Consider the following 23,096-nt stretch of genomic DNA (forward strand, 5'->3'; position numbering starts at 1 on the left):
TCGGGTCAACTCGCCTATGGCCAAATTCAGCCGTGGATAAAAAGGGCCAGACAAATCGGATCGCCATCCGCCACATGAATGGGGAAGGTCAGAATTCTTTCTCCCGCGACGGCGGCCAAGGGACCGGCCGAGGCGAAGTGGGTGTAGGGAGGATCAATCTCGAAAGAAACCCCCAGTTGGGCCGCCTTGGCGGCGATATTGCCGCAGACGATATTAACGAACTCCAGCACTGTATCGTTGAGCACTTCCTCCGATTCGCCGTCGACGGAGTCCTCCTTGAGAATCGCCTTGGCGATGGCAAGTCGTGTCGCCTCGGTGACCCCCAGGGCGTAGCGCCCCTGGACCGTCCCCTTGAAGGGCATGACCGCCACCAGAAATACCGGACCCAGCGTGTCGGAAATTTGACTTACGCTGGGGCGCGTCGACAGCCCCGCCACCCGCAAGAGCAGCTTGAAGGTCAAATCGGCGCAGATTTCCCACACCTGGGGATGGGGAAGCCCGGCAGGGACGACGATACGATCAACGACATAGGGAGCCTGGTCTTCCTTGAAGGCGTCAAGATAGTGCTTCAGTTCCTCGGAACTCAAGGCGCCGATGCGCACCAGCGCTTCGCCGATATACAGATGGTTGTTTTTCTGGCGGATCAGCACCTGATTGACCTGCTCTTCGGTCAAAATACCGAGCTTGATCGCCATATCCCCGAACTTGAGATCCTCAAGGCGCTGCGCGTCATGAACCCGTTCGAAAGCGGTCAGGGAAATCAAGCCCATCGCCAGCGCGGTCGCGCCAAACTTGAGGTTTGTGGTTTCCTGCAGTTCGATCGCCTTCAACAGATCCTCTTGTTTGACGGCTCGTTGTTCCAGCAAAAACTGACCGAAAAATTTGACAGCCATGAACGGCCCCCTTGTCAAAAAAGTTTCATCCCTCGGCAAAGAAACTGACGACGCTGAATATGCGGTCAGAGATCTCGCAGGGTGTTGAGCACGCCTTCGGTATCAAATGGTTTGGAAATCACGGTCTTCGCCCCCAGGCGCAAGGCTTCGGCGAACTTGTCCCCCACCCCGCCAAGGGAAGTGACCATGACGACTTTGGCCGTAGGGTCCATGGCCATCAGGGTGCGCAAGGCGGTCAATCCGTCCATGACCGGCATGTTCATATCCATGCAGATCAGATCCGGCTTGGTCGTCTGCTTCATTTTGATCGCTTCGGCACCATTTTTCGCGTGTCCGGCAACCTCGAACTCGCCGGAACTCGCCAGAATTTTTTCAAGCTGTCGGGCGACGGCAATACTGTCGTCCACAATCAGAACCTTTTTCATACGGAAAACCTCCCATCGGCAAACGTTAACACCACCGCCGTATCATGCAATATTGAATCCAACTTCGCCGAACAAAGCCGCAAGAGATTCACAAGCAGGCCTTGCGTACCCTTTCCGGCCCCCGGGGGCGGCCTTCACAGTCGACGACGGAAACGAAAAAGACCTGCCAGGGCAGGTCTTTTTCGTTTCATGCCGACACCCGATCAGGGTGCGTAAACTTCCAATTCATAGACGGAATAGCCGTCGTAGCGGTCTTTTTTACAGAGCAGTCGCACATAGCGGGCGTCCCGGGCGGTAAAGGTGATGTCGTCCACTCCGCCGTTGCCATAGTTCTCCGTTTTCACCCGGGTCCAGTTACGGTTGTCGGTCGACACGTAAACCTCGTACTCCCTGGCATAATTGCTGTGCCAGTTAATCACCACGCGATTGACCCGAGAGCTTTGCGTCAAATCCACCATCAACCACTGGTTGCCGTCACTCCTGGTCCACCACCGGGTCGCGGCGTTCCCGTCGACGGCCTTGGCCGCGTTGTAGGTGCTGCTTTCCGCCCGGGAGGCCGTGGCGATCTTGTTCAAGGCCAGATTCGCCGGCGCCGGCGGCGTCACGCCGGGGCAGAGGCTGCCGATATAGGTCGCCTCGGCCAGCTGGTAAGTGGCCAGGGGCACCCGGTTGAGGGTCAGATGATCCCGCCATTTGACGTTGTCGCAGCTTACCTTGGCGGAATTGTCGCCATGGCAGGAGGTACAGACGGCCAATCCGGCGGTGACGGGCCCATCGGTGAAGTAGGGGACCGTATAGACCTTTCCGACATGTTCAATCTGGGTCAGGCTAAAGTCAACGGAATCACTAGTGCTTCTTCTTCTGTCACTGCCGGAAAACTGCGAGACAAACAAATTAAAGATTCCACGGCCGGCACCTCCGCCACCACTGCGGTAACGGCCTCCATCATAGTCCCTAGATCCACTATCGCTGGGCTTGGCGTGAAAGGGCATGGTGTCGTGACAAGCCGCGCAAGCGCCATAATGCTGGATCGGTCCGCCCTTGTCGTGCATGTACTTGCCGTGACACTGGCGGCAAGCGGCCTGGGCCGGTCGGTCGGTGGCGGATGCCGGAATTTTGTGGCAATGGGCGCAATCGCCGGTCTGCGACCAAGTGGTGGTATGGTGCGGGCTGGCCTGGTGGCAGTTGGCGCAGACACTCGGATCGTTGGTGGTGGCGTGGCAAACGGCGCAATCCCCGCTCACCTGAGCCAACGGATCGGCGTGGTGAATCTCGGGAATCGGCGCCGTGTGGCAGGCCTGACAGCTGCCGCCGTTGAGCGCGATGGTGCTGTGGCAATAGGTACAATCGCCGGAAGCGAATTGCGGCTGAGCGTGATGATTGGCCGGCAGGCTGGTATCGGGAGCATGACAGGCGGCGCAGACGATGCCGCCGATTTCGGCACCGACATGGCAGGACGAGCAATCCCCGAGTTGGAAAAGATCGGTGGCATGGTGGGTTACCGCCGTTCCGGCCAGGGCCATGGTCCCATCATGACAGCTGGAGCAGTCCAGCCCTTCGACATTGACCCCGACATGGCAGACGGCGCACTCACCCATCTGATAGGGAATGGTCATGTGGTGCTGATCAACGATCGAAGCCTGATCGCCGGAGGTATGGCAGGTGGCGCAGTCCAGGGCTGCCGTGTCGACGTCGGCGTGACAGGCACTGCAGGCGATGCCGTCGCGGGCGGCGGCAAAGTGATGGCGTTCGTCCACCGCCGGCGCCCCCGGCCCGGAATGGCACCAGGCGCATTCAATGGCAGCCGACTCGGCGCCGGTATGGCAGTCGAGGCAGCCCCCGCCGACGGCAAGTTCGGTGGCGTGATGCATTTCCGCGCCGCCGTTCTTGGTCAGACCGTCGTGACAGGCGGCACAGGTCAGATTGGCGGCGATGATCGTTGTATGACAGGCGACACAGTTGTTGCCGTCATTCACCAGATAGGTCGGCGTGGCATGGTGCATCGCGCCTTGCCCGTCCTTGGCCTGGGTCGCGTGACAGGTCGCGCAATCGAGGCTGGCGGCGGTGATGCCGGTATGGCAGGCGCCGCATTGCAGACCATCCGCCGCCGCAGCGGTGTGATGGCGCTCGGGCAGCGGCACCGCGTTGGCGTTTTCGTGACAGGCGGCGCAGTCGATGGTAGCGAAGGTCACACCGCTGTGACAGGTATCGCAGGTCTGGGCGGCAAAGGCCGGATGCAGGTGATGCATGGCCGCCGAGCCGTCCCGGGCCTTGCCGACATGGCAGGTGGCGCAATCGAGGCCACCGGCGACGGTGTCGATCCCCTGGTGACAGGCCGCGCACTGATCGTTGACAGCCGGTGCGGTGGTATGGTGCATGACCGGCGAACCGTTCAGGACCGGCTGGGCGGCATGGCAGCTTTCGCAGGCGCCGGCGACGACGGCCGCTTCGGCGCCACTATGGCAGGCCGCGCAATTGTAGCCATTGTTCAATGCGTAAAGATCGGTGGCGTGGTGCATGGTCCCCGAGCCGTCCTTGCCCGGCAGAGCGTCATGGCAACCGGCGCAGTCAAGGGCCACGGCCCCGGCATGACAGAGGGCGCAGTTGTTTTCGGCATAGGCCGGTGAGGCATGGTGCATGGTCGGCGAACCGTCGTTGGTCCTTCCCGCGTGGCAGGCGGCACAATCGAGGCTGGCCTCGGTGATCCCTTCATGACAGGCCGCGCACTGATCGCTGACGGCCGGGGTGGTGGCATGATGCATTTCCGGCGAGCCGTTCTGTACCGGCTGCACCCCGTGACAGCTTTCACAGGCGCCGGCTACCGTGGCATCGGCGGCTCCGGTGTGGCATTGATTACAAGCCAGCCCGTCCCGCTCGGCGGCGGTGTGATGCCGTTCGGGGATGGCCACGGCATTGGCACTTTCATGGCAGCCGGCGCAGTCGATGGTCGCAAAGGTCACGCCGCTATGACAGGTAGCGCAGGACTGGGCGACGAAGTCCGGATGCAAGTGATGCATGGCGACGGAGCCGTCCCGCGCCTTATCCTGATGGCAGCTGGCGCAATCGAGACCGCCGGCGACCCCTTCGATCCCCTGATGGCAGGAACCGCAATCGTCGCTGAGGGCCGGTGCCGTGGCATGGTGCATGGTCGACGAGCCGTCTTTCGTCGTCGGCTGGGCAGCATGGCAGGAAGCGCAGGCGCCATCGGCCACCGCCGCTTCGGCGCCGCTGTGACAGGCGGAACAGTTGTCGCCGTTGTTTACCTGATAAAGGTCACCGGCGTGGTGCATGGCGGCGGAACCGTCCCGCGCCTTATCCTGATGACAAACGGCGCAGTCGAGGGCACCGGCGACTTCCTCGATCCCCTGGTGACAGGAGCCGCATTGGTCGTTCAGGGCCGGAGCTGTGGCATGGTGCATGGTCCCCGAGCCGTCCTTGGCCTTGGTCGCATGGCAGGCCGCACAATCGGCCAATGCCGTGCCGTCCACCCCGACATGGCAGGCGGCGCAATCACCGGCCGTCGCCGGGGCGGTGGCATGGTGCATCAGCGGCGAACCGTCGATGGCGGCGGGCTGAGTGCCGTGACAGGCGGCGCAGTCGAGCCCCCCGGCGACACTGTCGATGCCGGTATGGCAGGCGGCGCAATCCCCCGACGTCGCCGGGGCCGAAGCATGGTGGAAGGTGGGAATCGGTTGCTGGTTGACGGTCTGGGTGTGGCAGCTTTCACACTGCTCCGGCGGCGGCACCAGGATGGTGTAGGCCCCGTCAATCATGCCGATGACATGACAATCGAGGCAGGCCATGCCCCAGGTGTTTTTCGTTTCCGTCAGATGATGGATGTTTGCGTCGACAAAAGAGTGACAGCCGGCGCAGCCGTTGGTTTCCTCGACTCCGGAGTGGCAACTGTTGCAGGAGCGATTGTTGAGATCGGCCAGCCGATGGTGGCGGGCCTCGGCGGTGATGTCCGTCCCCCAGCTGGTATGGCAGCTTTCACAGTTGACGACCTCGACGATACCGGCATGGCATTCGGCACAGTTGCCGCCGGTGGCAAAGGTCGTGGCGTGATGCTGGGCGGCGGCGTTGCCGGCGGACCAGCTGGTGGCGGTATGACAGCTTTCGCAGCCGCTGGTGGCGACGATGCTGGTGTGACAGCTGTTGCAGCTCACCGAAACGGCGGGGTCGTTCAGCAGATTGTGATGATCGGTGCGGACATCGGCGGTCCAGGTCGCGGCGGTATGACAATCGGCGCAACCGCCGGCGCCGGGCATGCCGACATGACAGACGGCGCACTCCTGGGTCTGGGCGGTGGCAGTGGCGTGGTGCTGGTTACGGACGTTGCCGGCGCTCCAGAACCCGTCGCCGTGACAGCTTTCGCAACCACCGGCATCGACGATACTGGGGTGGCAGGTATTGCAGCTCACCGAAACAGTGGGGTCGCTCAAGAGGTTGTGATGATCGCTACGGGCGTCGCTGGTCCAGGTGCTCGCGGTATGGCAGCTCACGCACTCGTTGACCCCGGCCAAAGTGGCATGGCAGGAACCACATTCGATGCCGGTGGCACTGGCCATATCATGATGGGCCGGGCGAGCCTCGCCGCGGTCGTGACAGTCCTGACAACCGCCGAGACCGGGCATGCCGGTGTGGCAATCGGTACAGGCCCCGTTCTGGGCAAACGCCGTCTGGTGGTGTTGATCCTGGGCATTGCCCGCGCTCCAGGACGCGGCGTCATGACAGCTCGCGCAGCCGGCGACGGCCGACAGGGCGGTGTGACAGGCGACGCAATCCCCGGCCTCGGCCGTGGCCGTATGGTGATGCTGGTCACGGGCACTGCCGTCGGTCCAGGTGGTATGGCAACTTTCACAGCCGGTCACCACCGCCAAAGCGGTATGACAGTCGACACAGGCCTTGCCGTTGACGGCGGCGAAATCATGATGGGTGTCGCGAGCTTCCCCCTGGTGACAATCCTGGCAGCCTTCGGCGCCGACCATGGTGGTATGGCAGGCGGTGCAGGGGCTGTTCTGGGCGGTGGCGGTGGCGTGGTGCTGATCACGGGCGCTACCAGCGCTCCAGGAACCGGTACCGTGGCAATCGCTGCAGTTTTCCGTGGCGGCGATACCGCTATGGCAGGTCGTGCAGTTGACCGTTACGGACGGATCGGTGAGGAGATTATGGTGATCGGTACGGACATCGGCAGTCCAGGTGGCGGCGGTGTGGCAGCCGGCGCAGGAGGTGGCGCCGGTCAGGCTGGCGTGGCAGGCGCCGCATTCGATACCGGTGGCGGCGGCCATGTCATGGTGAGCGGGGCGGGCCTCCCCGCGGATATGGCAGGCGGTGCAATCCTCTTTCGGATCGAGGGTGGTATGGCACAGGGTACAGGCCATCTGCCCTTCGCTCGCCAGGGTATGATGACCGTTGCGGGCATCCCCTTGCTCGGCCCAGTAAGCCCCGTCGTGACAGCTCACACAGGCGGGATCGCCACTCGGCGCATCGCTGTGACAGCCCGAGCATTCGAGGTTCGATTCGACGGCCACCTGATTGTGATGGAGATCGCGGGCCTCCCCCTGGTGACAATCCTGGCAATTATTTTTGGGAATGATGCTCGTATGGCAGACGCCGCATTCGATGCTCGCCTCGGCCGCGACATAATGATGGCGGGAAGCCGATTCCCCCTGATGACAGACATGGCAATCCTGCTGCAAAGTTACCCCGGCATGACAGGCCTGGCAGTCCTTGCCGTCGGCGGCGGCCTGAACATGATGGCGGGTGCGGGCGTCGCCGTCCTCCCCCCAATATTCGGCATCGTGACAGCTGGCGCAACCGGTTACCGGCGCTATCGTGGTATGGCAGGAATCGCAGCTGATATTTTTGGTCGCGGAGGCGACATGGTGGGCGGTGCGGGTATCGCTGCCGTGGCAGCTCTGACAGCCGTCCCCCCCTTGCAGGGTGGTGTGGCAGGAGCGACAGTCGATGGACTGGGCGGCGGCGGCTTCGTGATGGGGGGTGCGCAGCTGGCCTTGATGACAGCTGGCGCAATCGCCGAGTTCGCCGACGCCGGTGTGGCACTGGGCACAGTCGCCGCTTAGGGCGGCACTTGTTTCATGATGCCGGTTTTCGGCGGCGAAGGCATGGCAGCTGGCGCAATCGCCGGTGGTGGTGATCCCCTGGTGGCAGTAGGAACACTCTCCCTGGTCGAAATAGCTGGTCGCGTGGTGATTTTCGGCGACGTTGGCACCATGACATTCGGCGCAGTCGCTCGCCGTCATGGCGCTGGTCGTGGTGGCAGTCGAGGAGGTGGTCGTCGACGTGGTGGTGGAAGTCGTGGAGGAATCCCTCGTCCACCCTCCCCAAGCAAAAGCCAATTCCGGTGCGCCGATCAGAACCAGCAGGCACAAAAAAAGCCGCACCCCGGCTAAACGAACCCCTTGGGCCGACATCTTCCCTTCCGCCATAACTTTCCCCCTGTTTTCATTTGTGTGAATCGCGTTGTTAATTTCGTGGCAGGTCGCGATGCGTGTTTCGTCCCGTGGGCAGCCGAGTCGAAACCGAATTATCCTAACGTGTAATGAATCCTTCTGATCCTTGTCAAGAAAATTCTTCTTACAACATAAAAGCAAACTATAGGAATATCTACATAAATTAAGACCGCCAGGAGACTGCACGGCCCATTTAATCCTCGGTCTTCAGCGTCGGGGATGCGGGGCGCGGGGACGCCGGATCACGCTTTCCCGTCCGCCCGGCCGGTACCCGGAGGACTTCGATGTCGAGATCGCCGACCAACTCCTTCGTCCCCACCGCCACCCGCATCGGCACGGCGCCGCCATAAACTCCCACATGCCCCCCGTCCAGAGGCGCCCCGCCGCGGTAATCGTCCTTGACCCGCAGATAGATGTCGCCGGGATGGTCGAGGCGCAGGGCATATCGCCCGTCGACGCCGGTGCGGGCCGAAACCGCCAGCGGCTGTCGGGTCAGTTCCGGGTCGGCGAAAGCGAAGACGAGCACACCGGCCACCGGCCGCCCCTCGCTATCGCGCACCCGCCCCGTCACCCCCGGAGGACGGAGCTCCTCCATCCCGGCATAGGTCCAGAAGCGCTGCTGCCGTCCCACATCGAGATGTTCACCGGCGCCGAGCTCAAGTCGAAGGCTCTTGCCATCGGGATCAGGGGTCATGAAAACCCGATCCCCCACCCGGGGCGGGCCGATCTCCGGCCCGGGCGTGGCGCGTACCAACGCCCCGAGATAGTAATCGCCGGGAGGAGCCGCCAACTCGAAGGTGCAGGAGGCCGACAGCGGTACGGCGCTGAAGGGGATGATCAGATAGCGCCGGGGATCGGGCACGCGCCCTTCATCCCCCGGCCAGAGGGAGGCCACCCCCCGGCACTCCCGGCCGGCGGGAAGGGCCAGGCTCCCCGTCACGCGCCCCATCGCCGGTTCTTCCCCCCAGGCGATGAGCGGGAGCAAAAGCAGGAGGAGCAGCAATCGGCCGAACGATGGAAGCCGCATTTCATTTTTCGCCGTCATCGCCGACCTCCTCCCTCTTGGGTTCCGGCCAACTTGAGGGGCAGGCGCAGAAAAAAACGGGTTCCCGTCTCGGCGGCACTGGTGAAATGGACCTCCCCCCGCAGGTAATTGCTGAGCAGGCGCATGCCGTAGGTGCCGAGACCGCGGTCATCTCCTTTGGTGGAAAAATTACGCTTGAAGATCTGCCGTTGAATCCGGGGAGGAATACCGCCGGGATTATGCACAAAAAACTCCGCCCAGGGCCCCTCAACACGACAGCCGAGAGTCACGGTCTCCCCTTCGGCACAGGCTTCCAGGGCATTTTTGAGCATATTCCCGAGGATGCGGAAAACGAGAGTCCGATCGCTGACCAAAGACACCCGTTCCCCGGCGAAAAGGACTTCGATGCACCGTTCGACGCAGACGGGGTGCGCCCGATAGAGTTCCGCCAGAGCTTGCAGCAGTTCCAAGCCCTCGAAGGGTTCCGCCGCCAGACGCAAGGCGCCGCGTTCGGCGGCGACCAGCAGACGCTGCCCCTCGATTTCGTCGATGACCTGGTCGGCGGCCTCATGCAGCAGGCGGTAGATCTCCGGTCGCCGCTCCAGATCGTAGCTCTGCAGCAGCTCGGTAAAGCCCCGCACGCTCCCCATCAGATTGAGGACGTCGTGAAAAAAGATGTTTTCCAGGATCTGACGACGCTTTTCATGGCTGATGTCGGTCAGCGCCATAACCACAAAGTTTTCGCCCTGATGCTGCAAAGGGGTCGCCTCAGCGCGCAGATCGAGGGCCTCCAGGCGCTCGTCGCGCAGGCGCGTCAACCGACACTCGCGGATCGTGCCGACACCGGCCAGGCCGGAGAGGGCGGCGAGAACCGCGCCACAGGCTTCACAGGGCTCGGCGCACCCGCAGCCGTCCGGGGCCTGCCCGGCGTGTTCGCAGTCGAGCAGATCACCGATCCGCCGCCCGATGCAGTTTGCCACATCGGCCAAGCCACAGAGGTCAAGCAGGGCGCGATTGGCGTAAACAATCCGCCGCTGGCCGTTAAGCACCAGCAGTACTCCCGGCAGAGCATCGAGCAGCTGCCGTGCCAACGCCCCATCGGCAAAATAGGACTCCTGGCGCCGGGCGTCGTTCGCCGCCACCGAAACGGGGTTGGATTGGGGAAGGGAAGGGGCCACGGTCATCTACCTCCAAAAAAATGTTTCATCAGATTTCATTCGCCCCGCGCGCCAGCAGTCCGCGGATGACTTCACCGGCCATGGTCAGGCCGAAAATCGGTGGGATATAAGAAGAACTGCCGAGGGTCACCCGCCGCGCCCGCTCCTCCGCCCCGGGCTCGGCGAGGGGACGGAATTCCTCCGTCGAATAGACCACCGGGACTCCTGAGTCAATCCCGCGCTTACGCAATTCCTTGCGCAGGATCTTGGCCAGCCGACACTTCTGGGTCTGGAAGAGATCAGCCACCGCCACCTTGGTCGGATCGAGCTTGTTCGCCGCCCCCATCGAGGAGATAATCGGCAGACCCCGTTCCTTGCAGCTCTGGATCAGATGCAGCTTGCTGGTAATGTGATCGATACAGTCGAGGACCTGGTCGAAGCCGCGCCCGAGCAGAACCTCGGCGCTGTCGGCCCCGTAGAATTCCTGCAGGGGCTCAACCCGGATCGCCGGATTGATCGCCCGGCAACGCTCGGCCATGACCTGCACCTTGGCCCGGCCGACGGTCCCCTCCAAGGCATGGATCTGGCGATTGATATTGCTGAGCGCGACGACATCGAAATCGATCAGGGTCAAACGGCCGACACCGGCGCGGGCCAGGGCCTCGACGGCGTAGCCGCCAACGCCGCCGACGCCGAAGACCGCCACCGAGGCCTCTGCCAGGCGGCGCAGGCCCTCGTCGCCGATCAGCAATTCCATACGATTGAAACGATTTTCGGACAAAAGCTCCACCTCTTGCTCGTCAATAAGGATGCAAACCCAACACCCGCCGGGCATTGGCCGTGGTGATCGCCGCCGTCTCCGCCAGCGACCAACCACGCAGGTCGGCCAGACGGGCGGCGATCAGGGGCAGATAGGCGGGACGGTTGATCTGCCCCCGGTAAGGTTCCGGGGCGAGATCGGGGGCGTCGCTCTCCAGCACCAGCCACTCGGCCGGAAGGCTGCGCGCCAACTCCGGTCCGCGCCGGGCGCCGGTGAAGGTGAGAACGCCGCCGAGGCCGATGGCGAAATTCATCCGCAGTGCATCCCGGGCCGACTCCGAACTGCCGGAAAAGGCGTGAAAGATCCCCCCCACCCGCTGCGCGCCTTCATCCCGCAGAATTTCCAGGGTGCGACCCATCGCCTTGCGGCAATGGATCAACAGCGGCCGCCGCGCCGCAATCGCCAGGCGCACCTGGTCGCGAAAAGCCCGTTCCTGAACGGCCGGGGAGGGGTGTGAAAGCGTTCCGTCGAGCCCGATCTCGCCGACCGCCACCGCCGCATCGAGCAGACCCGTCAGGGCGGCGGCGGTCTCTTCGTTCCAGTCCGCCGCCGCCAGGGGATGGACCCCCGGCGCCGCCAGGACTTCCGGAACTTTCGCGACCGTCGCCAGCAACGCCGGCCAGCCGGCGGGGCGAACCCCGGGGACGACCCAGGCGCCGACGCCGACGGCGCGAGCCTGGGCGAGTTCCTCTACCAGGCGCTCGCGCAGGGGGAGAAAATCGAGATGGGCGTGCGTATCGAAAAAAAACGGCGGGGGGGTCTCCATTTTTCGATGCTAACACAGCCCCTCTTCCGGCGAAAGACTCCTCGCTTTCCAAGGAGATTGCTCAAGATAAATGCCTTGTCACGGCCGCCATTCTGTGTTATCTGGCAAGACACTGATTTTTCATGGAAAGCACCAACAGAACCGGGGAGGACCTATGCCGGCTGAGGGTTTCAGCAGAATTTCCTATCTTCGCAAACTCTTTTATCTGACCCATTTCGTCGGGCTGGGCGCCGGCCTTCTCGTCTCCCTGGCGACCGCGCCCCTGCTCGCCCCGGAAAGCTCCTTCCCCCTCTTTTTTGGCGCCTGTCTGATCGGCGGCCTGCTGCTGGCCACCGCCATGTTCCGCCTGGGGCGGCTGACCCTGAAAAAACAGCTGCGCCATCAGATCGACCGCCTGCGTCCCCTGGTCGGCGACATCGTCATCGCCGACGAGAGTGTCGAAGCTCTGGATGAAGCCTTGACCGCAGCCGTCGATCGGGCCGACGGCCTGGTCCGCCGGCTGCTGGGAACCACCGACCAGTTTCTCCCCCATCACCGGGAACTGACCGAGCTCAGCCGCTTCCTCTCAGAACGATTCAAGGAGGGGATCGAGGCGGCCATCCACGCCCGTCAGGACATGCAAACGATGGAGGGACGCCAGCAGGAGGTCATCCGACAGGTCGAATCCCTGAGCGAAAAGACCCAGGATGAAGCGGCCTGGTCGCGGGAACTCTCGGCCTCCCTGGCGGAGATGAGCGGCGCCATGGAACATTCGACGGCCAAATTCCTGGAGACCACCGCCACCGTCGACCAGATGGCCGCCAGCATCCATGAAATCGTCACCCAGGCCGAGGCCGTCGCCCGTTCGGTGGAGGGAACCGCCCACGATCTCGATTCCATCGGCGAAACCCTGGCCCGGGTGCAGTCCGGCGCCGTCGCCAGCGCCCATTCGGCGAACATGGTGAAGGAAGACGCCGAAAACGGCCTGCAGGTGGTGCGCAGCTCGATGGCGGAAATGGCCCGGATCGAGGAGGAGAGCCGCAAGGCGACCGAGGCCATGGAACGACTTTCCCGCCAGACCAAGGAAGTGGCCAAGATCATCGAGGTCATCAAGGAGCTCGTCTCCGACACCGAACTGCTCGCCTTCAACGCCGCCATCATCGCCGCCAAGGCCGGCGAGGAAGGCAAGGGCTTTTCCGTTGTCGCCGAAGAGATCCGCGATCTCGCCGACCGGACCACGACCAGCGCCCAGGATATTCAGCAGATCGTCAAGGCGATCGGCGGCGATACCCAGGAAGTCACCACGGCGGTCGGCGCCACCGCCCGCGCCATCGCCAAAGGCCGGGACCTCTCCCAGTCCGCAGGCGAGGCTCTGAGCAAAATCGTCGAAAGCTCCAACGAAGCGGCGGCGGCCTCCGACGAAATCGCCGAACTGACCGAGCAGCAGGGACGCCGCGCCCGCGCCCTGCTCAACGACGCCGGTCGCAGCCTGCAGTCGGTCAAATCGATCACCCGTATCGTTCAGGAGCAGCAGGTCGCCATTGCCCGTACCCAAGAAGGGGTTTCCGAAATGAAGGCGGCCGCCGACCAGATCGCCCGGGGCATGGCCGAGCAGGTCAAGGCCAACCGGCAGTTCGATCAGGGCCTGGCCGAGCGGGAGGTGCAGGTCCGCACCATCTTCGAGGCCACCCGCCACCAGCGGAGCATGGCCGAGCAGATTCTCGCCCACTTTGCCAAGTCGGAAGAGCGCCTGAAGAAAAACTCCCTGAAATCCGAAGCCATCGGCCGGGAAGCGGCCGAATTGGAAAACCTGGCTCGGCAGCTCAAGGAATTGGCCGGCACCTTCATCCACTTGGGAGAAACCTGAAGCCCGCCGCTAACAATTCGGCCGTTCCTATAATGTCACCGCTCGCAACAGCGACTGGGCGGGACATCTCAACCAATTCATCGCGGCGGAATCACCCGCCCGATTTTCCCGAGGGGAAGGAAAATGAAGAACATTCTGCCACTGTTGTTCACCCTGTTTCTGCTGCTTTCCGCCGAGGTCGTCCTGGCCGAAAACGGCCCCGCGACCCTGGAGCTGGGCGGACTCAGCCAACCGAAGGTCAGCTTCAATCATGGTACACATCAGGCGCTCACCGGCGACTGCAAAACCTGCCATCACATGGGGGTCGGTAACGGCGGCTGCAAGGGCTGTCATGGCCGCGACGGACGCTTCGCCGACGCGACCACGGCGATTCATGACAGCTGCAATGGCTGCCACGCCGAACGCGCCGTCGCCGGTTCCGACGCCTGCGGCTTCTGCCATCCGGGCGCCGTTGGCACCACGGAATCCGCCCCTTCGGCGGGACCAGGCGGCAAGGGGAAAAACCGCCGCTGATTACTTGGAAAAGAGAACGAAAGCCCCCGCGATCCTGAGATCGCGGGGGCTTTTTTGTGCAGCGGCCGGGGGGGTTGCTAGTCCTTGATCCCCAGTTTGCGCAGCACAGTCATCATCGGGCACCAGTCGGTGAAGGCGCTCTGGATCAGGTTGAGGGCGACAAAGGCGGTCAGCCACAACCAGTTGCAGGAGTGGACAGCGGCGAGCAGCACGCTGAGCAGGATGACGGAGCCGGCGATGAGGCGCAGATAACGGTTGACGGTCATGATTCGATTCCTCCTTGTGAGGGTTGATCGGCTTTGCCGTAAATGATCCAGTAGACCACGGGGATCACCAGCAGGGTGAAGGCGGTGGAGGCGAAGACGCCGAAGATGATCGACCAGGCCAGGCCCGAGAAGATCGGGTCGAGGGTGATGATCCAGTTGCCGAGCAGTGCCGCCCCGGCGGTGAGCAGGATCGGCCGCAGCCGCACCGCGCCGCTCTCCACCAGGGCCTCTTCGAGGGGCAGGCCCCGCTTGACGGCATGCTGGATGAAGTCGATGAGGATGATGGAGTTGCGCACGACGATGCCGGCCAGGGCGATCATCCCGATCATGGCGGTGGCGGTGAAGAAGACCGGCGTATCGTAGCCGCCGACGGGACGGTTCAGCACCAGGTTGAGCAGCCAGAAGCCGGGCATGATGCCGATCATGGTCAGGGGAATCGCCCCCATGATGATCATCGGCAGGCCGTAGGATTTGGTTTCGATGAGCAGCAGCAGATAGATCAAGAGCAGCGCCGCGCCGAAGGCGATCCCCAGATCGCGGAAGACGTCGAGGGTGATCTGCCATTCCCCTTCGCCACTCCAGACGACGCGAGTGCCCGCCGGCAGGGGATTGTCCTGGAAATGACCGTCCAGATTGAGGACGGCGTTGACCGGGCTCTTGCCGGCCATCTCGCCGAAGACGTAGACGACCCGTTGCAGATTCTTGTGGTAGATGGTCGGCTCCAGGCGCTCGGGGAGAAAATGCCCGAGTTCGGAAAGGCGCACCAGCTGCCCCGCCCCCCCCTTGACCGCCAGCCCTTCGAGGTCCGCCAGCGAGGAGCGCTCCGCCGTCGGCAGACGCAGCAGGATACTGAGCGGATGGCGTTCGCTGTCGACATGCACCGTCCCCACCGCGGCGCCGCCCAGAGCGACGGCCAACGTCTCGGCGATGCGAGCGTTATCGATCCCGGCCAGGGCTGCCTTTTCCCGGTCGGGGACGAAAACGAAACGGCGCTGGGCATATTCCACCGTGTCGTCTACATCCCGCACCTTATCTTCAACGACCATGCGTTCCCGCACCAACTGGGCGGCGGCCACCTGCTCGGCGTAGGAAACCCCCGGTTCGGCATAGATTTCGGCGGTGAGGGTGGCGATGACCGGCGGCCCCGGCGGCAGCTCCACCACCTTCAGGCTGGCGCCATGCCCCTCGGCGATGGCGGTGAGCGCGTCGCGCAGACGCAAGGTGATGGCGTGGCTCTGCATGTCGCGCGCGCTTTTGTCGGCGAGATTGACGCGGATGTCGGCGACGTTCGCCCCCTGGCGCAGGTAATAGTGGCGCACCAGACCGTTGAAATCCATGGCGCTGGCGGTGCCGACGTAGGCTTGAAAGTTGGTCACCTCGGGAACGGTGGCGAGATAGTCCTCCAGCGCTCGCACTGCCGCGTCGGTGCGCTCCAGGGTCGTCCCTTCGGGAAGATCGAGCACCAGTTGGAACTCGTTCTTGTTGTCGAAGGGGAGCATCTTCATCGGCACCAGATTAAAGGCCGGCATCGCCATGGAGCCGACCAGCAGCACCAGTACGACCCCCATCAGCAGCCAGGCCCGCCGTCGCGACGCCAGAAAGGGGAGGAGCAGGCGCCGGTAGACCCGATAGGTGCGGGTCTCTTCGAGAACGAACTCCTTCTCCTCCTTGCCGTACTCCCCTTTCAGCACGTGGTAGCTCATCCACGGCGTGATGGTGAAGGCGACGAGCAGCGACATGACCATGGTCAGCGGCAGGTTGATCGCCATCGGCCGCATGTACGGCCCCATCATCCCGGTAATGAAGAGCATCGGCAGAAAGGAGAGGATGACCGCCAAGGTCGCCAGAATCACCGGCGGCCGCACCTCGTCAATGGCGGTCAGGACGGCGTCCCGGGGCGGCTCCTTCTTCATCTTGAAATGGCGGAAGATGTTCTCCACATCGACGATGGGGTCGTCGACCAGCAGGCCCAGGGCGAGGACCAGGGCGAAGAGGGTGACGCGGTTGATGGTGTAGCCGAACCAGTAGTTGACCAGCAGGGTCAGGGAATAGATGATGGGGATGGATACCGCGACGATCAGGGCCTCGCGCCAGCCGAGGGCGAAGAAGACCAGACCGAGGACGGTGACGACGGCGATGACCAGATGGGTAATCAGCTCGTTGACCTTGTGATTGGCGGTCTCGCCGTAGTCCCGGGTGACGCGGACCTCGATGCCGTCGGGGATGATCGTCCCGCGCATGCCCTCTACCGCGTCGATTACCTCCTCGGCGACGCGCACGGCGTTGGTCCCCTTCTGCTTGGCGACCGCGATATGCACCGCCTGATACTCCCGCCCCGCGGCGGCGGCTTCGCCATCCCCGGCCGGTCCGAAACGCAGCCGGGTATAGCTGCTCGCCTCGGCCATGCCGTCTTCCACCCGCGCCACCTCCCGCAGGTAGACCGGACGTCCCTGATGGACGCCGACCACCAGATCGGCGACCTCGGCGGCGGACTGGAAAAAGGCACCGCCGCGCACCAACAATTCTTCGTCGAGCTGCTGAAAACCTCCGGCCGGCAGTTCCAGATTGGCCCCGCCCAGGGCGCGCCGGACTTCGAGCAGATCGAGACCGCGCCCAGCCAAGGTCAGGGGATCGATCTCCACTCGCAACTGTCGGGGACGGCCGCCGATGACGGTCGTCGCCGAGGTCTTTTCCACCGCCTGCAGGCGATCGACCACCTCCTCGGCGACCCGGCGCAGCTCGTGATCGGACGCGCTCGGTGAATAGAGGGAGAGGTTGACGATCGGCACGTCGTCCACCTCCACCGGCTTGATCACCCAGCCGGCGACCCCCGGCGGAACGATGTCGGTGTGGGTGGCGATCTTGTTGTGCAGCTTGACCAGCGACTCAATGCGGTCCTCGCCGACATAGAAACGCACCGTGACGATGGCGAGATCGGGTCGGGACATGGAATAGACGTACTCAACCCCGTCCACCTGCCAGAGCAGTTTCTCCAGACGCGTGGCGACCTGATTTTCCACCTCCTCGGCGCTCGCCCCGGGCAGGTGCACATAGACATCGGCCAGGGGGACGACGATCTGCGGCTCCTCTTCGCGGGGAGTCAGGAGCAACGCGGCAGCGCCGGCGAGGATCGCCAGCAGGATGAGGATGACCGACAGGTTGCCGTCGAGGAAGCGGTCGACGATGCGGGTCGGCAGGGCGTGCTTTTTGGCGCTCATCCCTTAGTTCTCCACCCGGGCGCCGTGCTTCGTCCGTCCGGCGCCGTCGACCACCAGGACTTCTCCCGGGCGCAGGCCGGAGAGGATCTCCACCCGCTCGCCGACGACCCGGCCGGTCCGCACCAGCCGGTAGCGCAGAATGCCCTCTTCCACGACATAGAGGCCGTCGAGTTGTCCGCGCCGGACCAGCGCCGCCGCCGGAATCAAAAGCGCCACCCTGTCACCGTCGTGGGGTCGCACCCGGGCGAAGAGTCCGGCCGGCAGGGACTCATCCGTCGCCAGCTCGATCTTCACCTGAAGGGTCCGGCTTGCCGGATCAGCGGCGGGAATCAACTCGCGAACAGTTCCCATCAACTCCCGACCCAGAGCCGGGATTTCCACGGTGAAGGCACCGCCTAGAGCGATCCGCCCCGCCAGAGATTCGGGCAGATCGGCCCGGGCCAGAGTGCGCCCGGCGCGGTCGAGCGTGAGCAACGGGGCGCCGGGAAAGACCGTCCCTCCCTCCTTGACCAGCAGCGCAACGACGACCCCGGCATAGGGAGCCGTGATTTGACTGTGGGCGAGTACGACATCGGCGCCGTCCCGCGCCGCTCCGGCCCGGGCAATCGCCGACCGCGCCCCCGCCAGATGCTGGCGGGCCTCTTCCAATTCGGCGCGCACCCGGTCGAACTCCTGGGCGGTCAGGGCTTCACGCTCGAACAGCCGACGATAGCGGGCCTCGGTCTGTTCCGCCAGACGCAGGCGCGCTTCGGCGGCGGCCGCCCCGTTACGCGCCCCGGCCAGGGCCGCCTCGGCCTCGCGCCGCTGTTCCGTCGCGCCATGATCGGCGATGATGGCGAGCAACTGGCCATTTTCCACCCGCTCACCCGCCCGCACCAGAAGCCGCGCCACCCGGCCGTCGAGCCGCACGGCCAGGGTCGCGCGATCAGAGCTTTCGAGGGTCGCCACATAGGCTTCCGCCGTCGCCAGGGACGAAACCGTCGCCGTCGCCAGGGTCAGCCCCTTGATCGCCTCGCCGGCCAAAGCTGGACTCGACTGGTCGCCGGTCCCACCGCAGCCGAACAACAGGAGCGCCAGTAGCACCCCCCCGTGGCCTAGCCATCTTTTCATGGTTTATCCTCCCCATCGATGCCCAGGGTCTGCAAAAACGTTCCGTTGCGATAGGCGATGTTGCCCGTCGCGAGAAGTTCCCGGTTGGCCGCGGCGACGCTTTCGTAGCGCGCCCGATCGAGGGCTTCCTGGACCGCCAGCAGGGTCGAGAGCTCTTCCAGCCCCGCCTCGTAGCGTTCCAGCAACAGCCGCCGGCTTTCCCCGACGGCGGCCAATTCCTTCTCGGCAACGGCCTTCTGTTCCCCGGCCTCCCGCGCCCGCAGGCGCGCCTCCTCCAGTTGAAAACGGGCCTGGCGCGATGCTTCCCGCAAGCGCGCGCTCCGCGCCTGTTGTTCGGCCGCGGCTTGCTCCAGCTGATGCGACCGCCGGAAGCCGTCAAACAATTCCCAGTTCAACCCGGCCCGCACCGTCCAGGCAGCGGCATCGGTGCCGAAGGGGAGATCTTCATCGTGAAAGGCATAGCTGGCGCTCAGACCAAGGCGGGGCAGATAGGCGGCACGCCCCTGCTGATAGCCGAGCTCGGCCTCGTCGACACTCAAGGCCAACGCTTCCAGGTCGGCCCGCGCCATCGGAACCGGGGGGAGTTCAGGCGGAAGGGGGGGGACGTCCCTGTTCTCGGCGATCTCCACCTCTTCCCCGTCTCGACCCAGGGCCAGCCCCAGGCCGAGACGGGCGAGACGCAGATCGTTCTTGGCCGCAATGGCCATCCGCTCGCTCCGTCCCTGTTGCGCCTCGGCCCGCAGCACGTCCGCCTTCAGACCGATCCCGGCGGCCTGCCGCTCGCGAGCCAGGCGCAGGAGTTCTCCGGCCTCGGCCCGGGAACTTTCCACCCAGGCCAGGGCGGCCTCGGCCTGTCGCACCTCAAGGTAGGCGCGAAAGGCGGCGAAGGCGATTTCCTGCCGCGTTTGCCGCACCCCGGCCGCGGCCAGAGCCGCCCCTTTTTCCGCCCGCTTCACCCCATAGCCGACATCCGGATCGTACAGGTTTTGCTCCAGGGTCAGACGGGTTTCGAAGTCCTTGCGCGACGGGGGATAATTATAGGTATCGGCATCCTGGCTGAGACGCAGATCTTCCTGGTTCATAGAGATGAAGAGACTGCCGGCCGGCTCGTCGGTGGTGTAAAAGCTTTCGGAAAAAAGCAGACGCGGCAGCCTGCCGGAGCGAGCGGCACCGACGGCCGCCGCGGCGGCACGCGCCTCGGCCTCGGCCGCCTCCACCTGCGGTTGCCGGCGCACGGCCTCGGCCACCGCCTGCCGCAGATCGAGGGGTTCGCCGAGAGCGCGCCCTCCGCCCAGGAGCACTGCCAGCAGCACGAGTACCGATCCCATCTTCATTGGCCACCTCCGTTTCGATATTTTATATATATAAGAAGTTGAATCTGTATGCAAGCAGCCAATCTGAACTCCGTTTAAAAAATACCTCATCCCCCCCGACTGGCAAGCAGCTCGCACTCCGAACCGGTCTTCCCGAGGCGATCGCGCCGCCGGGTTTTTCCTTGACCTTTCCCCGGGGCTCGTTTATTTTTGCGAAATTCCATTATGTTTCCTTAGTTTATCTTGACATCCCCGGGTCACCGACGGTGCCCGTCGTCAGACATTCAGCCATACTCCAACCCTTTCATCCGGAGGTTCCCATGCACGTGAAACGCGTCCTTTTCCTGCTTGCGACCGGTCTCTTGGCCCTGCCGGGATTCCTCCTCAACCCCGGTGACGGCCACGCCAAAGCCTATACCTTCAGTATTTTCTTTCCGCCGACCCACGAGCAGGCCATCGCCGCGACCGACTTCGCCAAGGAAGTCGAAAAACGCACCGAAGGGCGTATCAAAATCACCCCCTTCGCCGGCGGCACCCTGACCAAGGCACCCCAGGTTTATGACGGCGTCGTCACCGGCATCAGCGATCTGGGCAATTCCTGCTTCGCCTATACCCGCGGCCGCTTCCCGGTCACGGCCGCCCTCGACCTGCCCATGGGCTATCCGAACGGCAAGGTCGCAACCCAGGTCGCCGACCAGTTCACCAAGGCGGTCAATCCCGAGGAACTCAAGGATGTCAAGGTTCTCTACGTACATGCCCACGGTCCCGGCCTGCTCCACACCAAGAAACCGGTGCGCAAACTGGAAGACCTCAAGGGGATGAAGATCCGTGCCACCGGCCTCAGCGCCCAGGTGGTCGAGGCCCTCGGCGGCGTACCGGTCGCCATGCCTCAGGGGGATACCTACGAGGCCTTGCAGAAAGGGGTGGTGGACGGTACCTTCGCGCCGATCGAAACCCTCAAGGGCTGGAAACAGGGGGAGGTCATCAAGTACACCACCGAGTGCTACGACATCGGCTACACCACGGCGATGTTCGTGGTCATGAATCTGAAGCAATGGAACAGCCTGCCGGAAGCCGACCAGAAGATCGTTGAGGAAGTGGCCAACCAGTGGGTCAACATCCATGGCGAGGTCTGGGACAAAGCCGACGAGGAGGGCAAGGCCTTCACCCTCGGTCTCGGCAACGAAATGATTCCCCTTTCCGCCGAGGAGAGCGCCCGCTGGCGCCAGGCGGTGGAACCGGTGATCAACGACTACATTGCCAACACCCCGGACGGCGCCCGCCACGTGGAAAAGCTCCGCGCCCTGATCACCGAAGCCTCCAAATAATCATTTCCGTGGTCCAAGCCAGGATGCAGCCCCGTCACCCACCCGGGTGGCGGGGCTGAATCGTCCTGTCCGACCCAACTCGCAGTCCACGGCCGGTTTCCGGCACGAAGGAAATATCCGCCATGCACCGCCTCGAAACCTCCGCCGGCTTTCTCGCCCGGCTTCTCTTCGGCCTGGCCGGCGCGGCCATTGTCGCCATGATGCTGCTGACCTGCGCCGACGTCGTGCTGCGCCTCTTCAGCCGCCCGATTCCCGGAACCTATGAGTTGGTCTCCTTTTTCGGCGCGGTTTCCGTGGCCTTCGCCATGGCCCATACCTGCGTGGAAAAAGGGCACATCGCCGTCAGCGTCCTGGTCCAGCTGCTGCCCCGGCGCGGTCGGGAGGCGGTCGACGCCCTGACCTCGACCTTGAGCCTGGTCCTCTTTGCCCTGATCGCCTGGCGGTCCGTCCTTTACGCCGAAGACCTGCGGCGTTCCGGCGAGGTTTCCCTGACCCTGCAACTCCCCTTCTATCCCTTCGTGCACGGAATCGGCCTCGCCGCCGCCGTCGTCTGTCTGGTGCTGCTCTCCGATCTCGTTCGGCACCTGCAAGGAGCCTTTCGCAGATGAGCATGACCACCATCGGCATTCTCGGCATCCTGCTGCTCGTCATCGGCCTCTTCTCGCGGATGCCGGTCGGTTTTGTCATGGCCATCCTCGGCCTGGCAGGATTCAGCTTTGTCGTCACCTTCGACGCCGGCCTCAACCTACTGGCACGGGATATCTGGGACACCTTTTCCTCCTACGGCCTGACCGTCATCCCGCTCTTCGTCTTCATGGGACAGGTGGCTTACCAGTCGGGAATCAGCCGCCGTCTTTATCATGCCGCCTACGTCATGCTCGGCAACCGCCCCGGCGGTCTGGCCCTGGCGACCATCGGCGCCTGCGCCGGCTTTTCCACCATCTCCGGCTCGACCAACGCCACCGCCGCGACCATGGCCACAGTGACCATCCCCGAAATGCAGCGGCGGCGCTACGACATGGGGCTAGCTGCAGGCACCGTCGCCGCCGGCGGTAGCCTCGGCATTCTCATCCCGCCGAGCGTGATCTTCATCGTCTACGGCATCATCACCGAGCAGTCCATCGGCAAGCTCTTCGCCGCCGGCATCCTCCCCGGCATCCTCCTCTGCACCCTCTTTTTCATCACCATTATGGTGCGGGTGCGCCTCAACCCGGCCCTGGCGCCGGCGGGGCCGAAGACCTCACTGAAGCGTAAGCTCCGCTCCTTCGCCGGCATCATCGAAACCCTGATCCTTTTCGTGCTGGTCATGGGCGGGATTTTCCTCGGCTTCTTCACCCCAACGGAAGCGGCCGCCGTCGGTGCTTTTCTCACCATCGTCCTGGCCCTGTTCCGGCGCCGACTGAGCTGGCAGGGATTCATCCAGGCCCTGCGCGACACCACCCGCATCAGCTGCATGGTCATGATGATCGTCACCGGCGCGGTGATCTTTGGCAAGTTCATGGCCATCACCCGGGTGCCCTTCGAGTTGGCGGGCTGGGTCGGCTCTCTGCCCCTGCCTCCCTATGCGATCATGGCCCTGATCATCCTGATCTATCTCTTTGGCGGCTGCTTCATGGATTCTTTGGCCATGATCATGCTGACCGTGCCGATCTTCTTCCCGGTGGTGCAGACCCTCGGTTTCGATCCGATCTGGTTCGGCGTCGTCATCGTGCTGGTCACCGAGATGGGGGTCATCACCCCGCCGGTCGGAATCAATGTCTACGTCGTGCACGGTATCGCCAAGGACATCCCCCTGCACACCATCTTTCGCGGCGTTTTTCCCTACCTGCTGGCGCTGCTCGCCTGCACCGGTATTTTGCTCCTCTTCCCGCAGCTGGCCCTCTTCCTGCCCGGATTGATCAAGTGAGCGAACCACAGTCCCCCCAGGCACAGACCTCCGGGGGC

16 protein-coding genes are annotated in these 23,096 nt (G+C 63.9%); 5 read left to right on the forward strand and 11 right to left on the reverse strand.

The genetic code is table 11. The features are described from left to right. Positions 1 to 26: 26 nt before the first annotated feature. From BQ4888_RS13465 to BQ4888_RS13495, 7 genes are all read right to left on the reverse strand, one after another. Positions 27 to 893, reverse strand: coding sequence for a chemotaxis protein CheX (locus BQ4888_RS13465; RefSeq protein ID WP_092057774.1), 867 nt, complete (start codon positions 891 to 893; stop codon positions 27 to 29). A 65-nt stretch (positions 894 to 958) separates the two neighbouring features. Then, positions 959 to 1,318: a response regulator gene (locus BQ4888_RS13470; protein ID WP_092057775.1), complete on the reverse strand. Its 360-nt coding sequence runs from the start codon at positions 1,316 to 1,318 to the stop codon at positions 959 to 961. A 203-nt stretch (positions 1,319 to 1,521) separates the two neighbouring features. Continuing rightward, on the reverse strand, positions 1,522 to 7,767 hold the full coding sequence (locus tag BQ4888_RS13475; RefSeq protein ID WP_092057776.1) for a discoidin domain-containing protein: 6,246 nt from the start codon (positions 7,765 to 7,767) through the stop codon (positions 1,522 to 1,524). 217 nt (positions 7,768 to 7,984) lie between these two features. Beyond that, the gene (locus tag BQ4888_RS13480) at positions 7,985 to 8,836 is read right to left on the reverse strand and encodes a carboxypeptidase-like regulatory domain-containing protein (RefSeq protein ID WP_092057777.1); all 852 of its coding nucleotides are present in this window, start codon (positions 8,834 to 8,836) and stop codon (positions 7,985 to 7,987) included. Continuing rightward, on the reverse strand, positions 8,833 to 9,999 hold the full coding sequence (locus tag BQ4888_RS13485) for a PAS domain-containing sensor histidine kinase (protein ID WP_092057778.1): 1,167 nt from the start codon (positions 9,997 to 9,999) through the stop codon (positions 8,833 to 8,835). Before BQ4888_RS13485 ends, BQ4888_RS13480 begins: the two co-directional genes overlap by 4 nt. A gap of 22 nt (positions 10,000 to 10,021) precedes the next feature. After that, entirely contained in the window at positions 10,022 to 10,753 is a 732-nt protein-coding gene (locus BQ4888_RS13490) for a tRNA threonylcarbamoyladenosine dehydratase (RefSeq protein WP_092057779.1), read from the reverse strand. Between the two features lie 19 nt (positions 10,754 to 10,772). Beyond that, positions 10,773 to 11,558 carry a TatD family hydrolase gene (locus BQ4888_RS13495; RefSeq protein ID WP_092057780.1) on the reverse strand — a complete coding sequence of 262 codons (786 nt, stop codon included), beginning with the start codon at positions 11,556 to 11,558 and terminating at the stop codon, positions 10,773 to 10,775. A 154-nt stretch (positions 11,559 to 11,712) separates the two neighbouring features. On the opposite strand from BQ4888_RS13495, the gene BQ4888_RS13500 reads away from it, so the two are divergent. Together BQ4888_RS13500 and BQ4888_RS13505 are read left to right on the forward strand one after the other, a co-directional pair. Then, the gene (locus BQ4888_RS13500) at positions 11,713 to 13,404 is read left to right on the forward strand and encodes a methyl-accepting chemotaxis protein (RefSeq protein ID WP_170232871.1); all 1,692 of its coding nucleotides are present in this window, start codon (positions 11,713 to 11,715) and stop codon (positions 13,402 to 13,404) included. Positions 13,405 to 13,527: 123 nt separating this feature from the next. Further along, a complete protein-coding gene (locus BQ4888_RS13505; protein ID WP_092057782.1) occupies positions 13,528 to 13,917 on the forward strand; it encodes a cytochrome c3 family protein in 390 nt (129 codons plus the stop codon). A 77-nt stretch (positions 13,918 to 13,994) separates the two neighbouring features. Here BQ4888_RS13505 and BQ4888_RS13510 read toward each other — a convergent pair whose 3' ends face one another. Genes BQ4888_RS13510 through BQ4888_RS13525 form a run of 4 tightly spaced genes read right to left on the reverse strand, consistent with a single transcriptional unit; the run spans position 13,995 to position 19,845 of the window. Further along, on the reverse strand, positions 13,995 to 14,183 hold the full coding sequence (locus BQ4888_RS13510) for a YgaP family membrane protein (RefSeq protein WP_092057783.1): 189 nt from the start codon (positions 14,181 to 14,183) through the stop codon (positions 13,995 to 13,997). Further along, positions 14,180 to 17,401: an efflux RND transporter permease subunit gene (locus BQ4888_RS13515; RefSeq protein WP_092057784.1), complete on the reverse strand. Its 3,222-nt coding sequence runs from the start codon at positions 17,399 to 17,401 to the stop codon at positions 14,180 to 14,182. The genes BQ4888_RS13510 and BQ4888_RS13515 overlap by 4 nt, the downstream gene beginning before the upstream one ends. A 3-nt stretch (positions 17,402 to 17,404) precedes the next feature. Continuing rightward, positions 17,405 to 18,511 carry an efflux RND transporter periplasmic adaptor subunit gene (locus BQ4888_RS13520; protein ID WP_092057785.1) on the reverse strand — a complete coding sequence of 369 codons (1,107 nt, stop codon included), beginning with the start codon at positions 18,509 to 18,511 and terminating at the stop codon, positions 17,405 to 17,407. Next, a complete protein-coding gene (locus BQ4888_RS13525) occupies positions 18,508 to 19,845 on the reverse strand; it encodes a TolC family protein (protein WP_170232872.1) in 1,338 nt (445 codons plus the stop codon). Before BQ4888_RS13525 ends, BQ4888_RS13520 begins: the two co-directional genes overlap by 4 nt. 299 nt (positions 19,846 to 20,144) lie before the next feature. Between BQ4888_RS13525 and BQ4888_RS13530 the strand changes: the two genes are divergently transcribed. From BQ4888_RS13530 to BQ4888_RS13540, 3 genes are all read left to right on the forward strand, one after another. Next, on the forward strand, positions 20,145 to 21,152 hold the full coding sequence (locus BQ4888_RS13530) for a TRAP transporter substrate-binding protein (protein ID WP_092057787.1): 1,008 nt from the start codon (positions 20,145 to 20,147) through the stop codon (positions 21,150 to 21,152). Positions 21,153 to 21,274: 122 nt separating this feature from the next. After that, positions 21,275 to 21,760: a TRAP transporter small permease gene (locus BQ4888_RS13535; RefSeq protein ID WP_092057788.1), complete on the forward strand. Its 486-nt coding sequence runs from the start codon at positions 21,275 to 21,277 to the stop codon at positions 21,758 to 21,760. Further along, positions 21,757 to 23,058: a TRAP transporter large permease gene (locus tag BQ4888_RS13540; protein ID WP_092057789.1), complete on the forward strand. Its 1,302-nt coding sequence runs from the start codon at positions 21,757 to 21,759 to the stop codon at positions 23,056 to 23,058. The genes BQ4888_RS13535 and BQ4888_RS13540 overlap by 4 nt, the downstream gene beginning before the upstream one ends. The last annotated feature ends 38 nt before the right edge of the window (positions 23,059 to 23,096 follow it).

Source organism: Desulfuromonas acetexigens (genome assembly GCF_900111775.1).
In the GTDB taxonomy this organism is placed as follows: Bacteria; Desulfobacterota; Desulfuromonadia; order Desulfuromonadales; family Trichloromonadaceae; genus Trichloromonas; species Trichloromonas acetexigens.